This window comes from Saccharomonospora halophila 8 (assembly GCF_000383775.1).
Lineage (GTDB): Bacteria > Actinomycetota > Actinomycetes > Mycobacteriales > Pseudonocardiaceae > Saccharomonospora > Saccharomonospora halophila.
The window spans coordinates 88,129-101,899 of the sequence record NZ_KB912573.1 but is presented as its reverse complement, the minus strand read 5'-3'; the positions used below and the strand labels follow the sequence as shown (position 1 = coordinate 101,899).

Here is a 13,771-nt window from a genome sequence, read left to right as displayed (position 1 = left end):
GCCCGGGCCGCGCCCCGAGCGCCCGGCCCTGGTCGTCCCCCAGCGCGAGCGCGTTCAGCGGGCGGGCCAGGGTCAGCGCCAGCACTGCGCCCACCACGAGGAACGGCGCCACCGGAGCGAGCACGTCGAGGTAGCGCCCGGCCAGTGAACCGACGTTCCAGAACCGGAACTCGTCGAGCGCCTCGGGATCGGTCAGCAGCACGGCCGTGTCGAAGGCGTAGACCACGGCGGTCAGCGCGGCCCCGGCCAGGACGAGACGTTCCGGGGTGGCCGCCCCGCGCCCGGTGGCGCCCAGCACGTACACCACCAGTGACGCGAGCGCCGCCCCGGCGAGGGCGAACCACACGTGCCCGAGTACCGACGACACCCCGAGGAACGCCACGGCCACCACGACGCCGGTCGAGGCGCCCATGGTGACGCCGAGCAGGCCGGGCTCGGCGAGCGGGTTGCGGGTCAGTGCCTGCATCAGCGCACCGGAGAGCCCGAGCGCCGCGCCCACGGCGATGCCGAGCAGGGTCCGCGGGATGCGGTAGGAGTGGATGATGACGGAGTCGTCCGACCCGTCCGGCTCGACGAGCACGTCGAACGTCTCGGTGAAGGCGATGCTCTTCGAGCCCAGCCAGAGGCTGAGCAGCGCGACGAACACCAGGGCGGCCAGGGCGAGGAGCAGGCCGGACACCCGGAGCAGAGGTGCCGGCCGCCGCGACGGCGGAGCGGCTCCGCCCGCGGCCGGCGGAGCGGCGAGGGCGACCGGCATGTAGGTGAGGCTAACCGAACCTCCATGGGTGGTCCAGGCCGGGTAAGCCTCGTCTCCGCCGTCCGGCGCGGTGTTTCCCGCAGGTTCGGACCCCGCCGCGCGTCCGACGGACCGGACCGCCGGGTCCCGCGCTCACGCGGTTCGCCAGGCGCTGAGCAGGTCCTCCGGAGTCAGCGTCCGAACTCCGTCCACCGTCGAGTCGGACCGGCTGACCGCGAACAACGGGGTGTCGTCCTCGGCGCCCGGGAGCTGTGACCGGTGCTGGACGAGCCGGGCGAGATCGTGGCCGTCGAACGGGTGGTTCTGCAGCCACTTGATCGAACCGACCAGTGTCACCCGCTTCGCGACCGGCTCCCGGTCCGCACCGACGAGGTCGATCTCCGGGTCGACCCCTTCCCTGCATGTGACGCAGCGAGGGACCCCTTCACTGCATCCAACGCAGGGAAGGGGTCCTTCACGGCAAACCCGCGGGTGGGGGGTCAGAGGCGGACGAGCATTTTGCCGGTGTTGGCGCCGGCGAGGAGATCGAGGAATGCCTGCGGGGCGTTGGTGATGCCGTCGACCACCGTCTCGCTGTACGTCAGTCTCCCGTCCTTGACCAGCGGGGCCACGTCGCGGAGGAACCGCGGGCGCGCGTCCTCGTGATCGGCGACCAGGAACCCGCGCATCGTGAACCGCTTGGCGATGATCTGCGAAAGGTTGCGCGGGGCCGGGGCCGGCTCGGTCGCGTTGTACTGCGAGATCATCCCGCAGACCGCGATCCGGCCGTGCCGATTCAGCTGCGCGATGGCCGCCTCCAGGTGGTCACCGCCCACGTTGTCGAAGTAGACGTCGACCCCGTCCGGCGCGGCCTCGGCGAGCAGGTCGCGCACGGAGCCGTCCTTGTAGTTGAAGGCGGCGTCGAACCCGACCTCGTCGGTGAGCCAGCGGACTTTCTCCGCCGATCCGGCGCTGCCGACCACGCGGGCCGCGCCGTTGCGCTTCGCCAGCTGCCCCACCAGCGAGCCGACCGCCCCGGCGGCGCCGGAGACGAACACCGTGTCACCCTCGCGGAAGTTCGCGACGTCGAACAGCCCCGCGTACGCGGTGAGCCCCGGCATTCCCAGCACGCTCAGGTACGCCGACACCGGCGCGGCGTCCGGGTCGACCTTGGCGACGCGGGCGCCGTCGACCACCGCGTGCGTGCGCCAGCCGAGCGCGTGCAGCACCACGTCCCCCGGGGCGAGCCCGTCGGCGTTCGACTCGATCACCTCGCCGAGCGCACCGCCGTCCATCGCCTCGCCCACCTCGTACGGGGCGACGTAGGACTTCGCCGTGCTCATCCGGCCCCGCATGTAGGGGTCGACCGACATCCAGGTGTTGCGCACGAGGACCTGCCCGGGGCCCGGGCTCGGCACATCCACCTCGACGACGGAGAAGTTGTCCAGGGTCGGCTCGCCGTGCGGGCGCGAGGCGAGTCGTACTTCGGTCGCGGTCATCAGGACTGCCGCACCTCCTGCTCCAGGTTGGCGAGAACGCCGTCGTAGATTCGTTTCAGGCCCTTGGGCGCGAACAGCCCCTCGAAGAATCCTCCGATGCCACCCGCGCCCTGCCAGGTCGTCTCGACCCGGACCAGCGACCGGGAACCCGCCGACCGCACGGTCCACGTGGTGACCATGGTCGAATTCGCGTCGGTCTCCACGACCGTGCCGGACTCCGGCTCGCTCACCGTGGCGGCCACGTCACGGACCCGTTTCGACGTGGCCTGCAACTTCCAGCGCGCCTCGGTGCCCGCACCCGTACCGCCCGCGAGAACCTCGTAGTCGCGGTAGTGCTCGGTCAGGATGCGTGGCCTGACCTCGCGGTAATCGGCGACCCGTTCGAGGACCCGCTCGGCGGGGGCGTCGATCGTGCGCTCGGCGACCGCCGTCACCTTGCCCATACTCCTGCCTTTCCCGTGCTCGTACTCCCCCGTGTCGTCCGCACAGGGGTGTTCCACCGGGGTACCCGGATGGACCCGCTCCCGCGTCCCGGCTCAGCGCGCGAGGCCGTCGACGACCTCGGCTCCCGGCAGGGAGGCCAGCAGTCGGCCGGTGACCAGGAGCTTGCCACCGCGCGAACCGCTGCCGATCACAAGCTCCGGGGAGTCGGCGACCGCGGCGTCGACGAGGATCGGCCAGTCGGCGGGCAACCCGATCGGGGTGATCCCGCCGTAGGCCATACCGGTGAGCTCCACCGCCTCGTCCATCGGTGCGAACGACGCCTTGCGCACGTCGAGCCTGCGCCGGACGGCGTTGTTCACGTCCGCCCTGGTGGTCGCCAGCACGAGCACCGCGGCGTACCGAAACTGCCCGCCCCGCTTCCCCGCGACGACCACGCAGTTGGCCGAGGCCGACAGCGGCGAGGAGTAGGTCGCGCAGAACTCGGCGGTGTCGGCCAGCTCGGGGTCGATCTCGACGACGGCCACCGGTTCGGAGGTGGTAGCGGTCAGTTCGGTCAGCGCCTCGGCGACCGGTTCGGCCAACAGGTCGGGTCGCTCGATTGCCGGAACGGGCGTGAGGGTGCCCGCTATCTCCCAGTGACTCACACCCTCACCGTACGCGCTGCCACGGGGAAACTAAGCGTGCGCTCACTCACCCGGGAGGCGCGCAGGTCACCACGGCGATCCGCCGCGCTGCACCTCGATCAGCTTCGGTCGCACGTCGACCATGTACACCAGGACGGCCACGATCGCCGCGATCCAGAAGATCATGCCCGCCCCGAAGAACTGGAACAGCAACAGGGCCAGCGTGGCACCACCGGTGATCGCCATCCAGATGGGCTTGCTCTTGCGGTCCGCGGCCGTGAAGGCGTCGGACCGCTGCATCACGGCGTGGACGAACGCGACCAGGCCGACGAGCGTGCCGGCCCAGTCGATGACCCAGGTGATCCAGTGAGCGAGAGTCGGCACGATCCCCAGCCTACGTCAGTGCGTCGAGAAATCGGGGAGCGCCCGCACCGCATCGAGGCGCGGTTCGGGACGCCCGGTCGGGCCGCGCCGGTCCGACGGCCGTTTCCGGGCCGGCGCGGCCCGTTGGTCAGGAGGAACCGCGGGTGCCCAACTCGGTGACCTCGGACTCGGTCCATCCGTCCGCGGCGCGGTCGAAACCCGACCGGCGGGGCCCCTCGCCCTCCCCGGACTCGTCCGGGCGCCCGGTTCGCACCGGTTCGGCGGCCTCGTCCAGCGCGTCGGCGGCACGCTCCCCGGCCTCCTCCACGGCCGTTCCCGCACGGTGACCCGTTTCGCGGGTGCGCCGGGTCAGGCGGGACACCATCTCGTCCACCCGCTCCCGGGTGTCCGAGGTGACGTCGTCCACCCGCTCCTGAGCGTTGTGCAGGGCCTCCTCCAGCTGTTCGACGGCCTGCCGCACCTGCGGTTGCTCGGACAGCCGGTCCCAGGTCTGCTCACCGGACTCGGCGAGCCTGCGGTAGAGCCGCAACGCGGAGTCGGTGTACTCGTCGAGGAGCCTGCGCAGTTCGGCCGGGTCGAGACGGCCCCGGAGCTGCTCCAGTTCGGCGGGGAGCTCCTCGATGTTGCGGCGCGCGCTCTCGCTGCTCTCGTTCACCCGCTCCCGCGCCCTGGACACGGCGTCGGCCACCGCCTCCCCCGCGAGGTTGCCCGCACCGAGTGCGGCGAGCAGCGACGTCCGCACCTGCTCCCGCGCGGTGTTCACCGCCTTGCGCACGTCGTCCGTTCGGGTCGTTTCCATCGCCGGATCACTCCTTGGCCGTGGACCCGGCCACGCCGGGCCCGAGGGTGTCGGTGTCGTCGGTCCCGGATGCCGCACCGACCGCGCTCCCGTTCTCCCGGAGGAACGAGCCGTAGATGTCGAGCAGCACCTGCTTCTGTCGTTCGGTGAGGTGGGTGTCGGCGTGGACGGCCTCGACGACCGGCCCGCCGGCGGGATGGTCGAGGATGCCCGCCTGCACGTACAGTGCCTCGGCCGAGATGCGCAGCCCTTTGGCGATCTGCTGCAGGATTTCCGCGCTCGGCTTGCGCAAACCCCGTTCGATCTGACTGAGGTACGGGTTGGACACCCCGGCCAGCCTGGACAACTGGCGCAGCGAGATCTTCGCGTGGCTGCGCTGGAGACGGATGTAGCCGCCGATGTCCACCCGTGCCGTCACCTCCCCGACACCGACGGTACGCGCGGGTGCTAACTGCGGCAAGCACCTGGCTCGCACCCGTCCGGGTGGTCCGAGCCCGGGTGGTGGTCTTCGAGCCCACGACGTACCCAGTCCTCCGCGCGGTCGACCGCCTCCGTCAGCGGTACGGCGGTGGTGTCGAACAGGTCGACGGGCGGGGCGAGCGTGTGCGCCTCCGCCCGCAGCCAGTCGTTGAACTCCAGCATCTCCGCGATGCGGGGTTCGTCCCATCCGCGCCACGCGGGCCGCGCGCGGAGCCGCCGTGCGAGCACGTCCGACTCCGCGGTGAGCGCCAGGTACCGGATGTCGGCGAAGAACACCCGCTCGGGCAGCGTCTCCAGCTCGGGCGGCACGACGGTGCCGCACAGCACCACCGGCCGCCCGCTCTGGTGGATCATCGCGGCCATCCGTAATCACGTCGCCCGGAATGCGGGATGCCCGTCGACGTCGTCCCGCAGACCCCCGGTCCACAGCACGTCTTGCTCCAGCACGACGACCTCGTCCGCCAGGCGCGCGGCGAGCTCCGGCCCCACCGTGGACTTGCCCGCCGCGCTCGGCCCGGTCAACGCGAACAGGGGCAGCCGACGGAACGTCCGGCGGTGCGCGCACCGCCCGCAGACCAGCGACCCGTGCTCGACGGCCGGGTTCTCCGCGCGGTCCCCGCAGGCGGGACAGATGCGCAGATCGAGCACGCCCGCGTCAGTCGAACAGGCCTTCGAGGAACGAGCGCCTGCGCCGGTGTCCGTACGGGCGCGGCGAGTCGCGGTATCCGCCCCGGTACGGGCTCGGCGAGTCGTGGTGACCACCGTGCTTGGCGGGCTTGCCCCGGTACGGCGCCGGGGAGTCCCCGTAGCCGTACGGCCGGGTCGGCGGTGGAGGAGGCGGCGCCGCGTGCGGTGGTGGGGCTTGCGCGGGTCCCGCCGGCCCACCGGGGGCCGGTCGCGCCGACCCCGGGTCGTACGGCGGAGGTGTCCGGTGACCGTAGTAGGCGTTCTCGGCCTCCACGATCTGCTCCAGCTCGCCGCGGTCGAGGAAGACACCCCGGCAGCCGCCGCACTGCTCGATGTGGATGCCGTCCTTGTCCACGGTCGTCATCACGTTCTGGCACTTGGGGCACATCACGCCGAGCAGAATACGCACCGTGCGCGGCCGCCGGGAGGGTGCGACCGCCGCGGGGTCAGTCTGCCTGCGGACTCGCCCGCACCAGGCAGAACGGGTGCCCGGCCGGATCGGCGTACACCGTGAAGTTCGCCGGGGTGTCGTCGAGCAGCCGGGCGCCCAGATCGAGCACCCGGCGGTGTTCGGCGTCCGGGTCGGTGACGTCGAAGTCGAGGTGCAGCATCTGCGGCCGCTCGCGGGACGGCCAGGTGGACGGTTCGTGTTCCGGATCGCGCTGGAACGCGAGATCGACACCGCCGTCCGGATTTCGCACGACCACCCACTCGCCGGTCGGATCCCCATCCGCATCGATCGGCCATCCGGTCAGTTCCGAGTAGAACCGGGCCAGTTCCTCCGGTTCACGGCAGTCGAGGGCCACACAATCCAGGGTGAGCGACGCGGGCATCGGCATCTCCTTCTCCACGGGTGCAGGCCATCGTCGCTGCCCGTCCGGGTCCGGCGCCAGTTCTTTTTCGCCGGAAGGCGGGACCACCCCAGTTCCCGCTGTCCACGATCGAATTATGAGCCTGTGGACAACTCGGTGGACAACTCCGAACCCTGTGGATAACTTCGCCCGAAAGTGTGGACACTCTCGTGGTACTCGGCTGCGGGCCTTCGCGACGACGGCGCACGAGCGCGGGAAGCGACGCGATCATGTCCTCGGTCAGGTCCGCCGGAGGATGCCCGGACTCGGCCGCCGCCCGGGGGCCTGACCACTTCGTCCGGGGTACCGACGAGCTCCACCCCGAAGTCGTGTGCCGTCCCGACCCCGGGTCAGAACAGCAGTTGGGCTACCGTGTGGATAACGAGCCCGGCCAACGCACCCACGACCGTGCCGTTGATGCGGATGAACTGGAGGTCGCGGCCGACCTGGAGCTCCACCTTGCGTGCGGTCTCCGCGGCGTCCCACCGGTCCACCGTGTCGGTGATGATCGTGGTGATCTCGGTCGAGTAGTGCGTGACCAGGTAGGCGGCGACGTTCTCGACCCAGCCGTCCACCTTGCCCGCCAGCGCCGGGTCGGACTGCAACCGTTTGCCCAGCGTGAGCAGCCCGTCCCGCAGCCGGGTACGCAGCTCGCTGGAGGGATCCTCGGCGGCGTTCAGCAGCATCTCCTTGGCCGTCGTCCACGCCGAGTCGATCACCCTGCGCACCTCGGGGTGTTCGACGAGCTGCTGTTTCACCTGGTCGGCGCGCGTCTTCGTCTCCGGGTCGTGCTGCAGATCGCGCGCGAATTCGGCCAGGAACCGGTCCAGCGCCAACCGCATCGGGTGGTTGACGTCGGTCTTCACCGACCAGGCGAAGGCGAGCACCTCGCCGTAGACCTTGTCGGCGAGCATCGAGTCCACGAACCGCGGCGACCAGGACGGCGCCCGGTCCGAGACCACCCGGAGCACGGCCTCGTGGTTGTCCCGCACCCACTCGTAGGCACGGTCGACGACCAGGTCCACCAGCCGGTAGTGCGCACCGTCGGTGAGCACCTGCGCGAGCAGCGCGCCCAGCGGCGGTCCCCACTCGCGCTCGACGACCCGGCGCACCACCGCCTGTTCCATGACGGCCTGCACGTCCTCGTCCCGCAGCACGGTGACGGCGCCGCGCACCACGGTGGCCGTCTCGGCGGTCACCCGGTCGGCGTTGTCCGGACGGGCGAGCCACTCCCCCGCCCTGCGGGCCGTGCCCACCCGGCCGAGCTTGTCCCGCACCACCGGCTCGGACAGGAAGTTGGTGCCGACGAAGTCGCCGAGGCTGGAGCCGAGCACACTCTTCTTGTTCGGGATGATCGCCGTGTGCGGGATCCGCAACCCCAGCGGATGGCGGAACAGGGCGGTGACCGCGAACCAGTCGGCCAGCGCACCGATCATGCCCGCCTCCGCGGCGGAGCGCACGTAACCGACCCAGGCGGGCCACCCCGCGGCCTCGGCCCAGCTGGTCAGCAGGAAGATCACGGTGGCGCCGAGCAGGAACCCGAGGGCGACCAGCTTCATCCTTCGCAGGCCGCGCCGCTTGTCGTCCTCGCCCGCCCGGTCTCCGGGCGGGCCGCCGGGGACGGCGACGGACCTCGTTTGCTCCATGCCGCGATTGTCCGTGAGGATGGTCCCTCGTGCGCGAACCTGTACTCGTGGACCGCCTGCGGCCGTTCACCTCCACCATCTTCGCCGAGATGACGGCGCTGGCCACCCGGACCGGCGCGGTGAACCTCGGCCAGGGCTTCCCGGACACCGACGGACCCGCCGGGATGCTGACCGAAGCCGGGAACGCGCTGGTCGGGGGCGCGAACCAGTACCCACCCGGCCCCGGCCGACCCGAACTTCGGGAGGCGATCGCCGCCCACCGCGCGCGCTACGGCCTGCACTACGACCCCGACGGCGAGATCCTCGTCACGACGGGCGCCACCGAGGCCCTCGCGGCGAGCCTGCTGGCCCTGGTGGGCTCGGGGGACGAGGTCCTCGTGATCGAGCCGTACTACGACTCGTACACGGCGGCGGTGGCGATGGCGGGCGCGACCCGGCGGGTCGTGTCCCTGGTGCGCGACGGCGACCGGTTCGCCCTCGACGTCGACGCCGTGCGCGCGGCGGTCGGCCCGCGGACACGGGCGATCCTGGTGAACTCGCCGCACAACCCGACCGGCACCGTCTTCACCCGCGCCGAGCTGGCCGCGCTCGCCGAGGTCTGCGTCGAGCACGACCTGGTCGCGATCACCGACGAGGTCTACGAGCACCTCGTGTTCGACGGCGCCGCCCATCTGCCGCTCGCGGGAATGCCGGGCATGGACGGACGCACGGTGTCGATCTCCAGCGCGGGCAAGACGTTCAACTGCACCGGGTGGAAGATCGGGTGGGTGTGTGCCCGGCCGGAGCTGCTCGCCGCGGTGCGCGCGGCCAAGCAGTTCCTCACCTTCGTCTCCGGAGGTCCGCTGCAACCGGCGGTCGCCCACGCACTGGACCACGAGCTGGACTGGGTCGAACAGCTGCGCGATTCGCTGGAACGCAAGCGCGACCGGCTGCGGGACGGGTTGACCGAGGCCGGTTTCGAGGTCCGGCCGAGCGAGGGGACCTACTTCGTCTGCGCGGATGTCCGTCCGCTCGGATTCACCGATGCGGCGGATCTCGCCTGGCGACTCCCCGAAGCGGTGGGGGTTGCGGCGGTCCCTGTCAAGGTCTTCACCGACCATCCGGACGAGTGGAATCACCTGCTCCGTTTCGCATTCTGTAAACGGAACGAGGTGCTCGACGAGGCGGTGAAGCGTTTGCGCAGTCTGGCCACGATTGCGCCGTCCGGGGTGGATCGCACACCGACGGGGTGAAATACTCCGCGGGAATGCTAGAAATAGCAGTCTCCGGGTAGCCGGGGCGCGGCCCGCGCGGGCCCGTGTGCGAACGGGTCCGCGAGAGCCCGCGGGAGAACGCGGGGTCGACACCCGACCCCCGGCGAAGTCCCTGGTGAGTGTCACGCACGGACGGCGACGGACAGGCGGTGGTGGCGGTGAGGAGTTCGGGTGCCGGGCACCCCTCCGGCCTGCTGACCACCGGCCTGCGCCGGGCACTGATCGTCGCCGGGTTCGCCGCCGCCGCCTGGCTGGGGACGGTCGCACTCGCCGACACCGCCGCCGCGGACGACACCACCGGGACCACCGACTCCGAGCGGATCGCCTCCGAGGACACCGGCGAGTCGACCGACGACCCCGACCGGGGGGACGACTCCGGCGACTCGACTTCCGGCGACACGGACCCCGACGACACGGCCTCCGACGAGCCCGACTCCGGCGGTGACACCGAGTCCGGCGGTGACACCGACGGCGACACGGATTCCGCCGACCCGGAGCCGGAGGACTCCGGCAACGGGGACACGGCCCCCGAGGAGGACACGCCCCCGGAGAGCGGGACCGCGCCCGGGGACGAGGACTCCCACGAGGAGAGCACGGGGGCCGACGGCGAGAACACGGACGGCGACACCACGGACCGCGACACCACGGACCGCGACGGCGGTACCGGTGGCACGGAGGGCGGGCACACGTCCGACTCCCCGTCGTCACCCGGGGCGCCGCGCCCCGGGCGGGAGGAGACCGACGAGTCCCCGACCGGGGACCGGGCCACCGAGGGTGCGCAGCACACCGGGGAAGCCCAGCCCGAACAGGCTTCGACCGTGGAGACGTTGCCCGGGGAGACACCGCCCGAGCACACCGCCGACGGCTCCGGATCGCGAGACGGTACCGGGTCGGCGGATCGGGAGCCGACGCTGCTGAGCGGTACGGCCGACACCCTGGTCGCGACCGTGGGCGATCTCGGGCACACGGTCGTCAGCCTGACCGGGGTCGCCACCGGTGCGGTCGAGGAGATCACCCGTCCGGTCGAGGACGGCGTACGCGAGGTGCTCGACCTGCCGAGGACACTGCCCGGTCTGGAGGACGTGCTTCCCGACCTACCCACCGATCCACTGCCGGGCACGGAGCCGGGCACCGTGCCCACCGGCCCCCCCGAGCCCGCCGCGCCGGCCGGATCGGTCCCGACCACGGACGGCGACGACCGGAAGGACGGACCGGGGGACAACGACCCGGAGACCACCGCACCGGCCGAGCGGGACCGCACGTCCGGATCGCTGATCGCCGGTGGACACCCGATCCGGACGGTGCCGGACGACGACCGCGACCGCGCGGACCGACCCGGGGCGGCGGGGAACTCCGGACACGGCGGCGCTCCGCAGGGCCCCGCACCCGCCACCCCGGCCGCGTTCACGGCAGCCCAGGGTTCCGCGACCTCCCCGCACGGAAACGCGGGCGGGCAGCGCACCGAGCACGGGATCCTGGCCCACCAGCCGACCGGAACCCAGTTGCGACTGCTCGGCGTCAGCCGGGAACACGGAAAGCACGCCGTCGATACGGACTCGACCCGTCCGGTGACCTCACCCGACTGACGGAGGCCGATTCCGCCGGGCGCAGCGCGACTTTTCAAGATCATTTTCTCCCGCGCGTCCCGGATCCCCTCCCCGTCATTCCGGCAGATTCCGTTCAACAGGGGTTCTTTCGTGTATTCGATGCTTCCCGCTCGACCGACCGCGCCCGGTCGTGACGGGTCCCGGTCCTGGTGCCGCGTTGCCCCCGCGGCACCGGGGCCCCCTGGTGCGCGTCGGCTGTTCCCGCTCACCGCGCCGAGCCGGAACACCGCACCGACGCGGACCTGAGCCGCAGGACCCGTTCCGGCATGGCGAGGGGCGATGCCGGGACCGGCCCGCGGCGGTCGTGCCCTCCCCCGGGCACGGCGACGAGCCGGTGCGCCGGATGCCACAACCGTCCTTTTCCCTGGAGTGACGGCACTACCCCGCATCCGGCGCACCGGCTCTTCCCCGAGCGGGCCAATTCGGCCCGGACCGGCTCTGGAGGCGCACCGCAGGCGGGGGCGACAGTGTTCGGCGTGGCCGTTTCCGTGACCTCCGCCGAACTGCGTCCGGTGCCCGTCACCACCGCCCCGGCGCGTCGACTCCCGCAACTGTTCGCCGGGCTGGTGCTGTACGGCACGAGCATGGCGATGATGACCCGCTCGGGCCTCGGCCTGAACCCGTGGGACGTGCTGCACGAGGGGATCGCGGGGCGCACCCCGTTGACCTTCGGCGCGGTGACCGCGGTCACCGCGGTCGGGGTGCTGGCGCTCTGGTTCCCGCTCCGGCAACGCCCGGGTGTCGGCACCGTCGCCAACGTGCTCGTCATCGCGGTCACCGTCGACGCGGTGCGGTGGGCACTGGCCGACGCGCGGTCGCTGACCTGGCAACTCACCCTGCTGGTGGGCGGCATCCTGCTCAACGCACTCGCCACGGCGGCCTACGTCGGTGCCCGCCTCGGCCCCGGCCCCCGCGACGGACTGATGACCGGTCTCGCGGACCGGACCGGGCGGTCCGTCCGCCTCGTGCGCACCGGCATCGAGCTGACCGTGCTCGCCGTGGGCTGGCTGCTCGGCGGGACCGTCGGCATCGGCACCGTCGGATACGCACTCGCCATCGGCCCGCTCACCCAGTTCTTCCTCCCCCACCTCGTCTGGGCCCCGCGATCACCGGACTGACCGGGCGGACGGCCCGGTGCCCGCCGACCGTGACGTGGTCTCCACCGGTCCGCGCCGCGCGCGGATCTCCGGGATGATCCCTGATGTCCGGAGTGTGCCTACCGGAACACACTGACGCCATGGGGAGACCGGGGAGATCAGGGCATCCGGGAGGCGACGGTCCCGGGGACACCGACGACCTCGGACGGGGCGCCGGATGTGCCGACGCCGGGACGGACGTTCCCGCCGCGACCGACGCCGCGTCCAGCGCCGCCCCCACGGCCGCCGGGGCGAGCCGGATCCGCCGGTGGACGGTCGTCGCGTGGGCGGCGCTGGGATGGGCGGCGTTCACCCTGGTGGTGCTGCACGCGGTCAGCCGGTTCGATCCGGTGCGCGACCCCGTCAGCAGGTACGCTTTCAGCGCCGACGGCGCGGGCCTGCTGGAGGCGGCCCTGCTCTCCTTCGCGCTCGGTGTGGTCGCGGTGTACACCGCCCTGTCCGCCTCGGGACACCGGTTCGGCAGGACGCCGACCCTGCTGACCGTGGCGACCACGGCGGGGCTCGTCGCCGCCGCGCTGTTCCCGGCGGCGTTCACCGACGACGTCGCCCCGGCGAGCGGTCTGGTCCACCAGTACGCCAGCCTGCTCGCGTTCCTCTGCCTACCGGGGATGGTGGTGTGCCTGCTCGACCGGACCCGGTCCGCACCCGGTCTCGCGCACGCCCGACGGACGACGGCGCGGTTGCTGATCGCGGACCTCGCGGCACTGACGCTGTTCGGGCTGGCCTACGGCGTCGACACCCTGCTGCCCCGGGTGCCGGAGCTGTCCGCGGTGGCCGGGGCACTGCCGGTGGGCGGGGTGCAGCGGATCGTCTTAGTGCTGCACTTCTGCCTGCTCGCGGGACTGCTGGAGTTCTGCCGCGCATCCGGGGGCGGGGACAGGGCGGGTCAGGAGGGGTAGTCGTCGATCGACGCGCTCATCCGCGGATCCCGCCCGGGCTGGTCGGCGACCGGGGTGACGATCTGTCCGCGCTGCAGCTGCACGTTCGTGCTCGTCGGGGTGCGCGGGGCGGGGCCGGAATACCGGTCGTCGGTGGCCCGGCTGTCCCGCAGCTGGGAGATGACCGCCATCGTCACCGCGTGCACCAGGGCCAGCAGCAACAACAGCACACCGAGGTTGCCGACCACCGCACGGAGCGTGTTTCCGCCGCCGAAGTCGAAGTTGAGCACCGACAGCAGTGCCAGGAAACCGAACATGACGATGTGGAACAGCACGGCGACCAACTGGGCCATGGAACCGACCGAATCGGTCTCGTCGTCCACATCGGAGAGATAGCGTTTCCCGCTGTGGTAGAGGATCTGCCCGTCCGCGACGATCATGATCAGGCCCAGGCCGACGAACGCCAGGTACGCGTCAGTGGTCACCGCAGCCTCCTTTCCACAGGGCGCGAAGGCACTCACGCCTCGTACCCGGTCACCCGCGCCGGGAAACGGAACGTGTAGGTACGCCCCCGATGGGGTATCTGCTGGCGACAGTGGCCGTGTGCAGCCGGATCCCGGTGCGCCGGCCGCCGTCGGCAGAGATCACACGCGAAGAGACCACACGCGACCCCCGGGAGCAGCCGTGAACGCCCACACCTCGACCGCGCCGAGCCACAACCCGCGGC

General features: G+C 71.9%; 16 protein-coding genes and 1 pseudogene. 4 read left to right on the top strand and 13 right to left on the bottom strand.

What is annotated here, in order from left to right:
* The 12 genes and pseudogenes from SACHA_RS22755 to SACHA_RS0116830 all read right to left on the bottom strand — a co-directional run.
* A partial coding sequence (locus SACHA_RS22755; protein ID WP_019811666.1) for a FecCD family ABC transporter permease occupies positions 1-757 on the bottom strand: 757 nt, incomplete at its 3' end.
* A gap of 132 nt (positions 758-889) precedes the next feature.
* Positions 890-1,093, bottom strand: coding sequence for a hypothetical protein (locus SACHA_RS0116880; RefSeq protein ID WP_019811664.1), 204 nt, complete (start codon positions 1,091-1,093; stop codon positions 890-892).
* 143 nt (positions 1,094-1,236) lie between these two features.
* On the bottom strand, positions 1,237-2,235 hold the full coding sequence (locus SACHA_RS0116875; RefSeq protein WP_019811662.1) for an NADP-dependent oxidoreductase: 999 nt from the start codon (positions 2,233-2,235) through the stop codon (positions 1,237-1,239).
* Positions 2,235-2,678 carry an SRPBCC family protein gene (locus tag SACHA_RS0116870; RefSeq protein ID WP_019811660.1) on the bottom strand — a complete coding sequence of 148 codons (444 nt, stop codon included), beginning with the start codon at positions 2,676-2,678 and terminating at the stop codon, positions 2,235-2,237. The genes SACHA_RS0116875 and SACHA_RS0116870 overlap by 1 nt, the downstream gene beginning before the upstream one ends.
* 93 nt (positions 2,679-2,771) lie before the next feature.
* Positions 2,772-3,323 carry a YbaK/EbsC family protein gene (locus SACHA_RS0116865; protein WP_028663279.1) on the bottom strand — a complete coding sequence of 184 codons (552 nt, stop codon included), beginning with the start codon at positions 3,321-3,323 and terminating at the stop codon, positions 2,772-2,774.
* A gap of 66 nt (positions 3,324-3,389) precedes the next feature.
* Positions 3,390-3,686 carry a DUF2516 family protein gene (locus SACHA_RS0116860; RefSeq protein WP_019811656.1) on the bottom strand — a complete coding sequence of 99 codons (297 nt, stop codon included), beginning with the start codon at positions 3,684-3,686 and terminating at the stop codon, positions 3,390-3,392.
* A 127-nt stretch (positions 3,687-3,813) separates the two neighbouring features.
* Positions 3,814-4,485 carry a hypothetical protein gene (locus tag SACHA_RS22750; RefSeq protein WP_051110267.1) on the bottom strand — a complete coding sequence of 224 codons (672 nt, stop codon included), beginning with the start codon at positions 4,483-4,485 and terminating at the stop codon, positions 3,814-3,816.
* A 7-nt stretch (positions 4,486-4,492) separates the two neighbouring features.
* A complete protein-coding gene (locus SACHA_RS0116850; protein ID WP_019811654.1) occupies positions 4,493-4,891 on the bottom strand; it encodes a helix-turn-helix domain-containing protein in 399 nt (132 codons plus the stop codon).
* A gap of 41 nt (positions 4,892-4,932) precedes the next feature.
* A pseudogene (locus SACHA_RS22745) lies at positions 4,933-5,613 on the bottom strand (AAA family ATPase).
* Between the two features lie 7 nt (positions 5,614-5,620).
* Positions 5,621-6,040 (bottom strand): TFIIB-type zinc ribbon-containing protein, encoded by a 420-nt coding sequence (locus tag SACHA_RS0116840; protein ID WP_083935887.1) that lies wholly within the window; start codon positions 6,038-6,040, stop codon positions 5,621-5,623.
* A gap of 58 nt (positions 6,041-6,098) precedes the next feature.
* Positions 6,099-6,485, bottom strand: coding sequence for a VOC family protein (locus SACHA_RS0116835; RefSeq protein ID WP_028663278.1), 387 nt, complete (start codon positions 6,483-6,485; stop codon positions 6,099-6,101).
* A 368-nt stretch (positions 6,486-6,853) separates the two neighbouring features.
* Entirely contained in the window at positions 6,854-8,149 is a 1,296-nt protein-coding gene (locus SACHA_RS0116830; protein WP_019811645.1) for a DUF445 domain-containing protein, read from the bottom strand.
* Between the two features lie 29 nt (positions 8,150-8,178).
* On the opposite strand from SACHA_RS0116830, the gene SACHA_RS0116825 reads away from it, so the two are divergent.
* From SACHA_RS0116825 to SACHA_RS22740, 4 genes are all read left to right on the top strand, one after another.
* Positions 8,179-9,381, top strand: coding sequence for a pyridoxal phosphate-dependent aminotransferase (locus tag SACHA_RS0116825; RefSeq protein WP_028663277.1), 1,203 nt, complete (start codon positions 8,179-8,181; stop codon positions 9,379-9,381).
* A 179-nt stretch (positions 9,382-9,560) separates the two neighbouring features.
* Entirely contained in the window at positions 9,561-10,988 is a 1,428-nt protein-coding gene (locus SACHA_RS0116820; RefSeq protein ID WP_232211907.1) for an MSCRAMM family adhesin SdrC, read from the top strand.
* A gap of 488 nt (positions 10,989-11,476) precedes the next feature.
* On the top strand, positions 11,477-12,127 hold the full coding sequence (yczE, locus tag SACHA_RS0116815; RefSeq protein ID WP_019811640.1) for a membrane protein YczE: 651 nt from the start codon (positions 11,477-11,479) through the stop codon (positions 12,125-12,127).
* A gap of 119 nt (positions 12,128-12,246) precedes the next feature.
* Positions 12,247-13,065, top strand: coding sequence for a DUF998 domain-containing protein (locus SACHA_RS22740; RefSeq protein ID WP_019811638.1), 819 nt, complete (start codon positions 12,247-12,249; stop codon positions 13,063-13,065).
* On the opposite strand, the gene SACHA_RS0116805 is transcribed toward SACHA_RS22740, so the two are convergent.
* Positions 13,053-13,529, bottom strand: coding sequence for a hypothetical protein (locus SACHA_RS0116805; protein ID WP_019811636.1), 477 nt, complete (start codon positions 13,527-13,529; stop codon positions 13,053-13,055). The genes SACHA_RS22740 and SACHA_RS0116805 overlap by 13 nt on opposite strands.
* Positions 13,530-13,771 lie beyond the last annotated feature (242 nt).

Bases quoted from the DNA above. Each gene is read 5' to 3' on its own strand.
- SACHA_RS0116875 (WP_019811662.1), bottom strand. From the start codon at position 2,235: ATGACCGCGACCGAAGTACGACTCGCCTCGCGCCCGCACGGCGAGCCG.
- SACHA_RS0116870 (WP_019811660.1), bottom strand. From the start codon at position 2,678: ATGGGCAAGGTGACGGCGGTCGCCGAGCGCACGATCGACGCCCCCGCC.
- SACHA_RS22750 (WP_051110267.1), bottom strand. From the start codon at position 4,485: ATGGAAACGACCCGAACGGACGACGTGCGCAAGGCGGTGAACACCGCG.
- SACHA_RS0116840 (WP_083935887.1), bottom strand. From the start codon at position 6,040: ATGTGCCCCAAGTGCCAGAACGTGATGACGACCGTGGACAAGGACGGC.
- SACHA_RS0116835 (WP_028663278.1), bottom strand. From the start codon at position 6,485: ATGCCCGCGTCGCTCACCCTGGATTGTGTGGCCCTCGACTGCCGTGAA.
- SACHA_RS0116830 (WP_019811645.1), bottom strand. From the start codon at position 8,149: ATGGAGCAAACGAGGTCCGTCGCCGTCCCCGGCGGCCCGCCCGGAGAC.
- SACHA_RS22740 (WP_019811638.1), top strand. From the start codon at position 12,247: ATGGGGAGACCGGGGAGATCAGGGCATCCGGGAGGCGACGGTCCCGGG.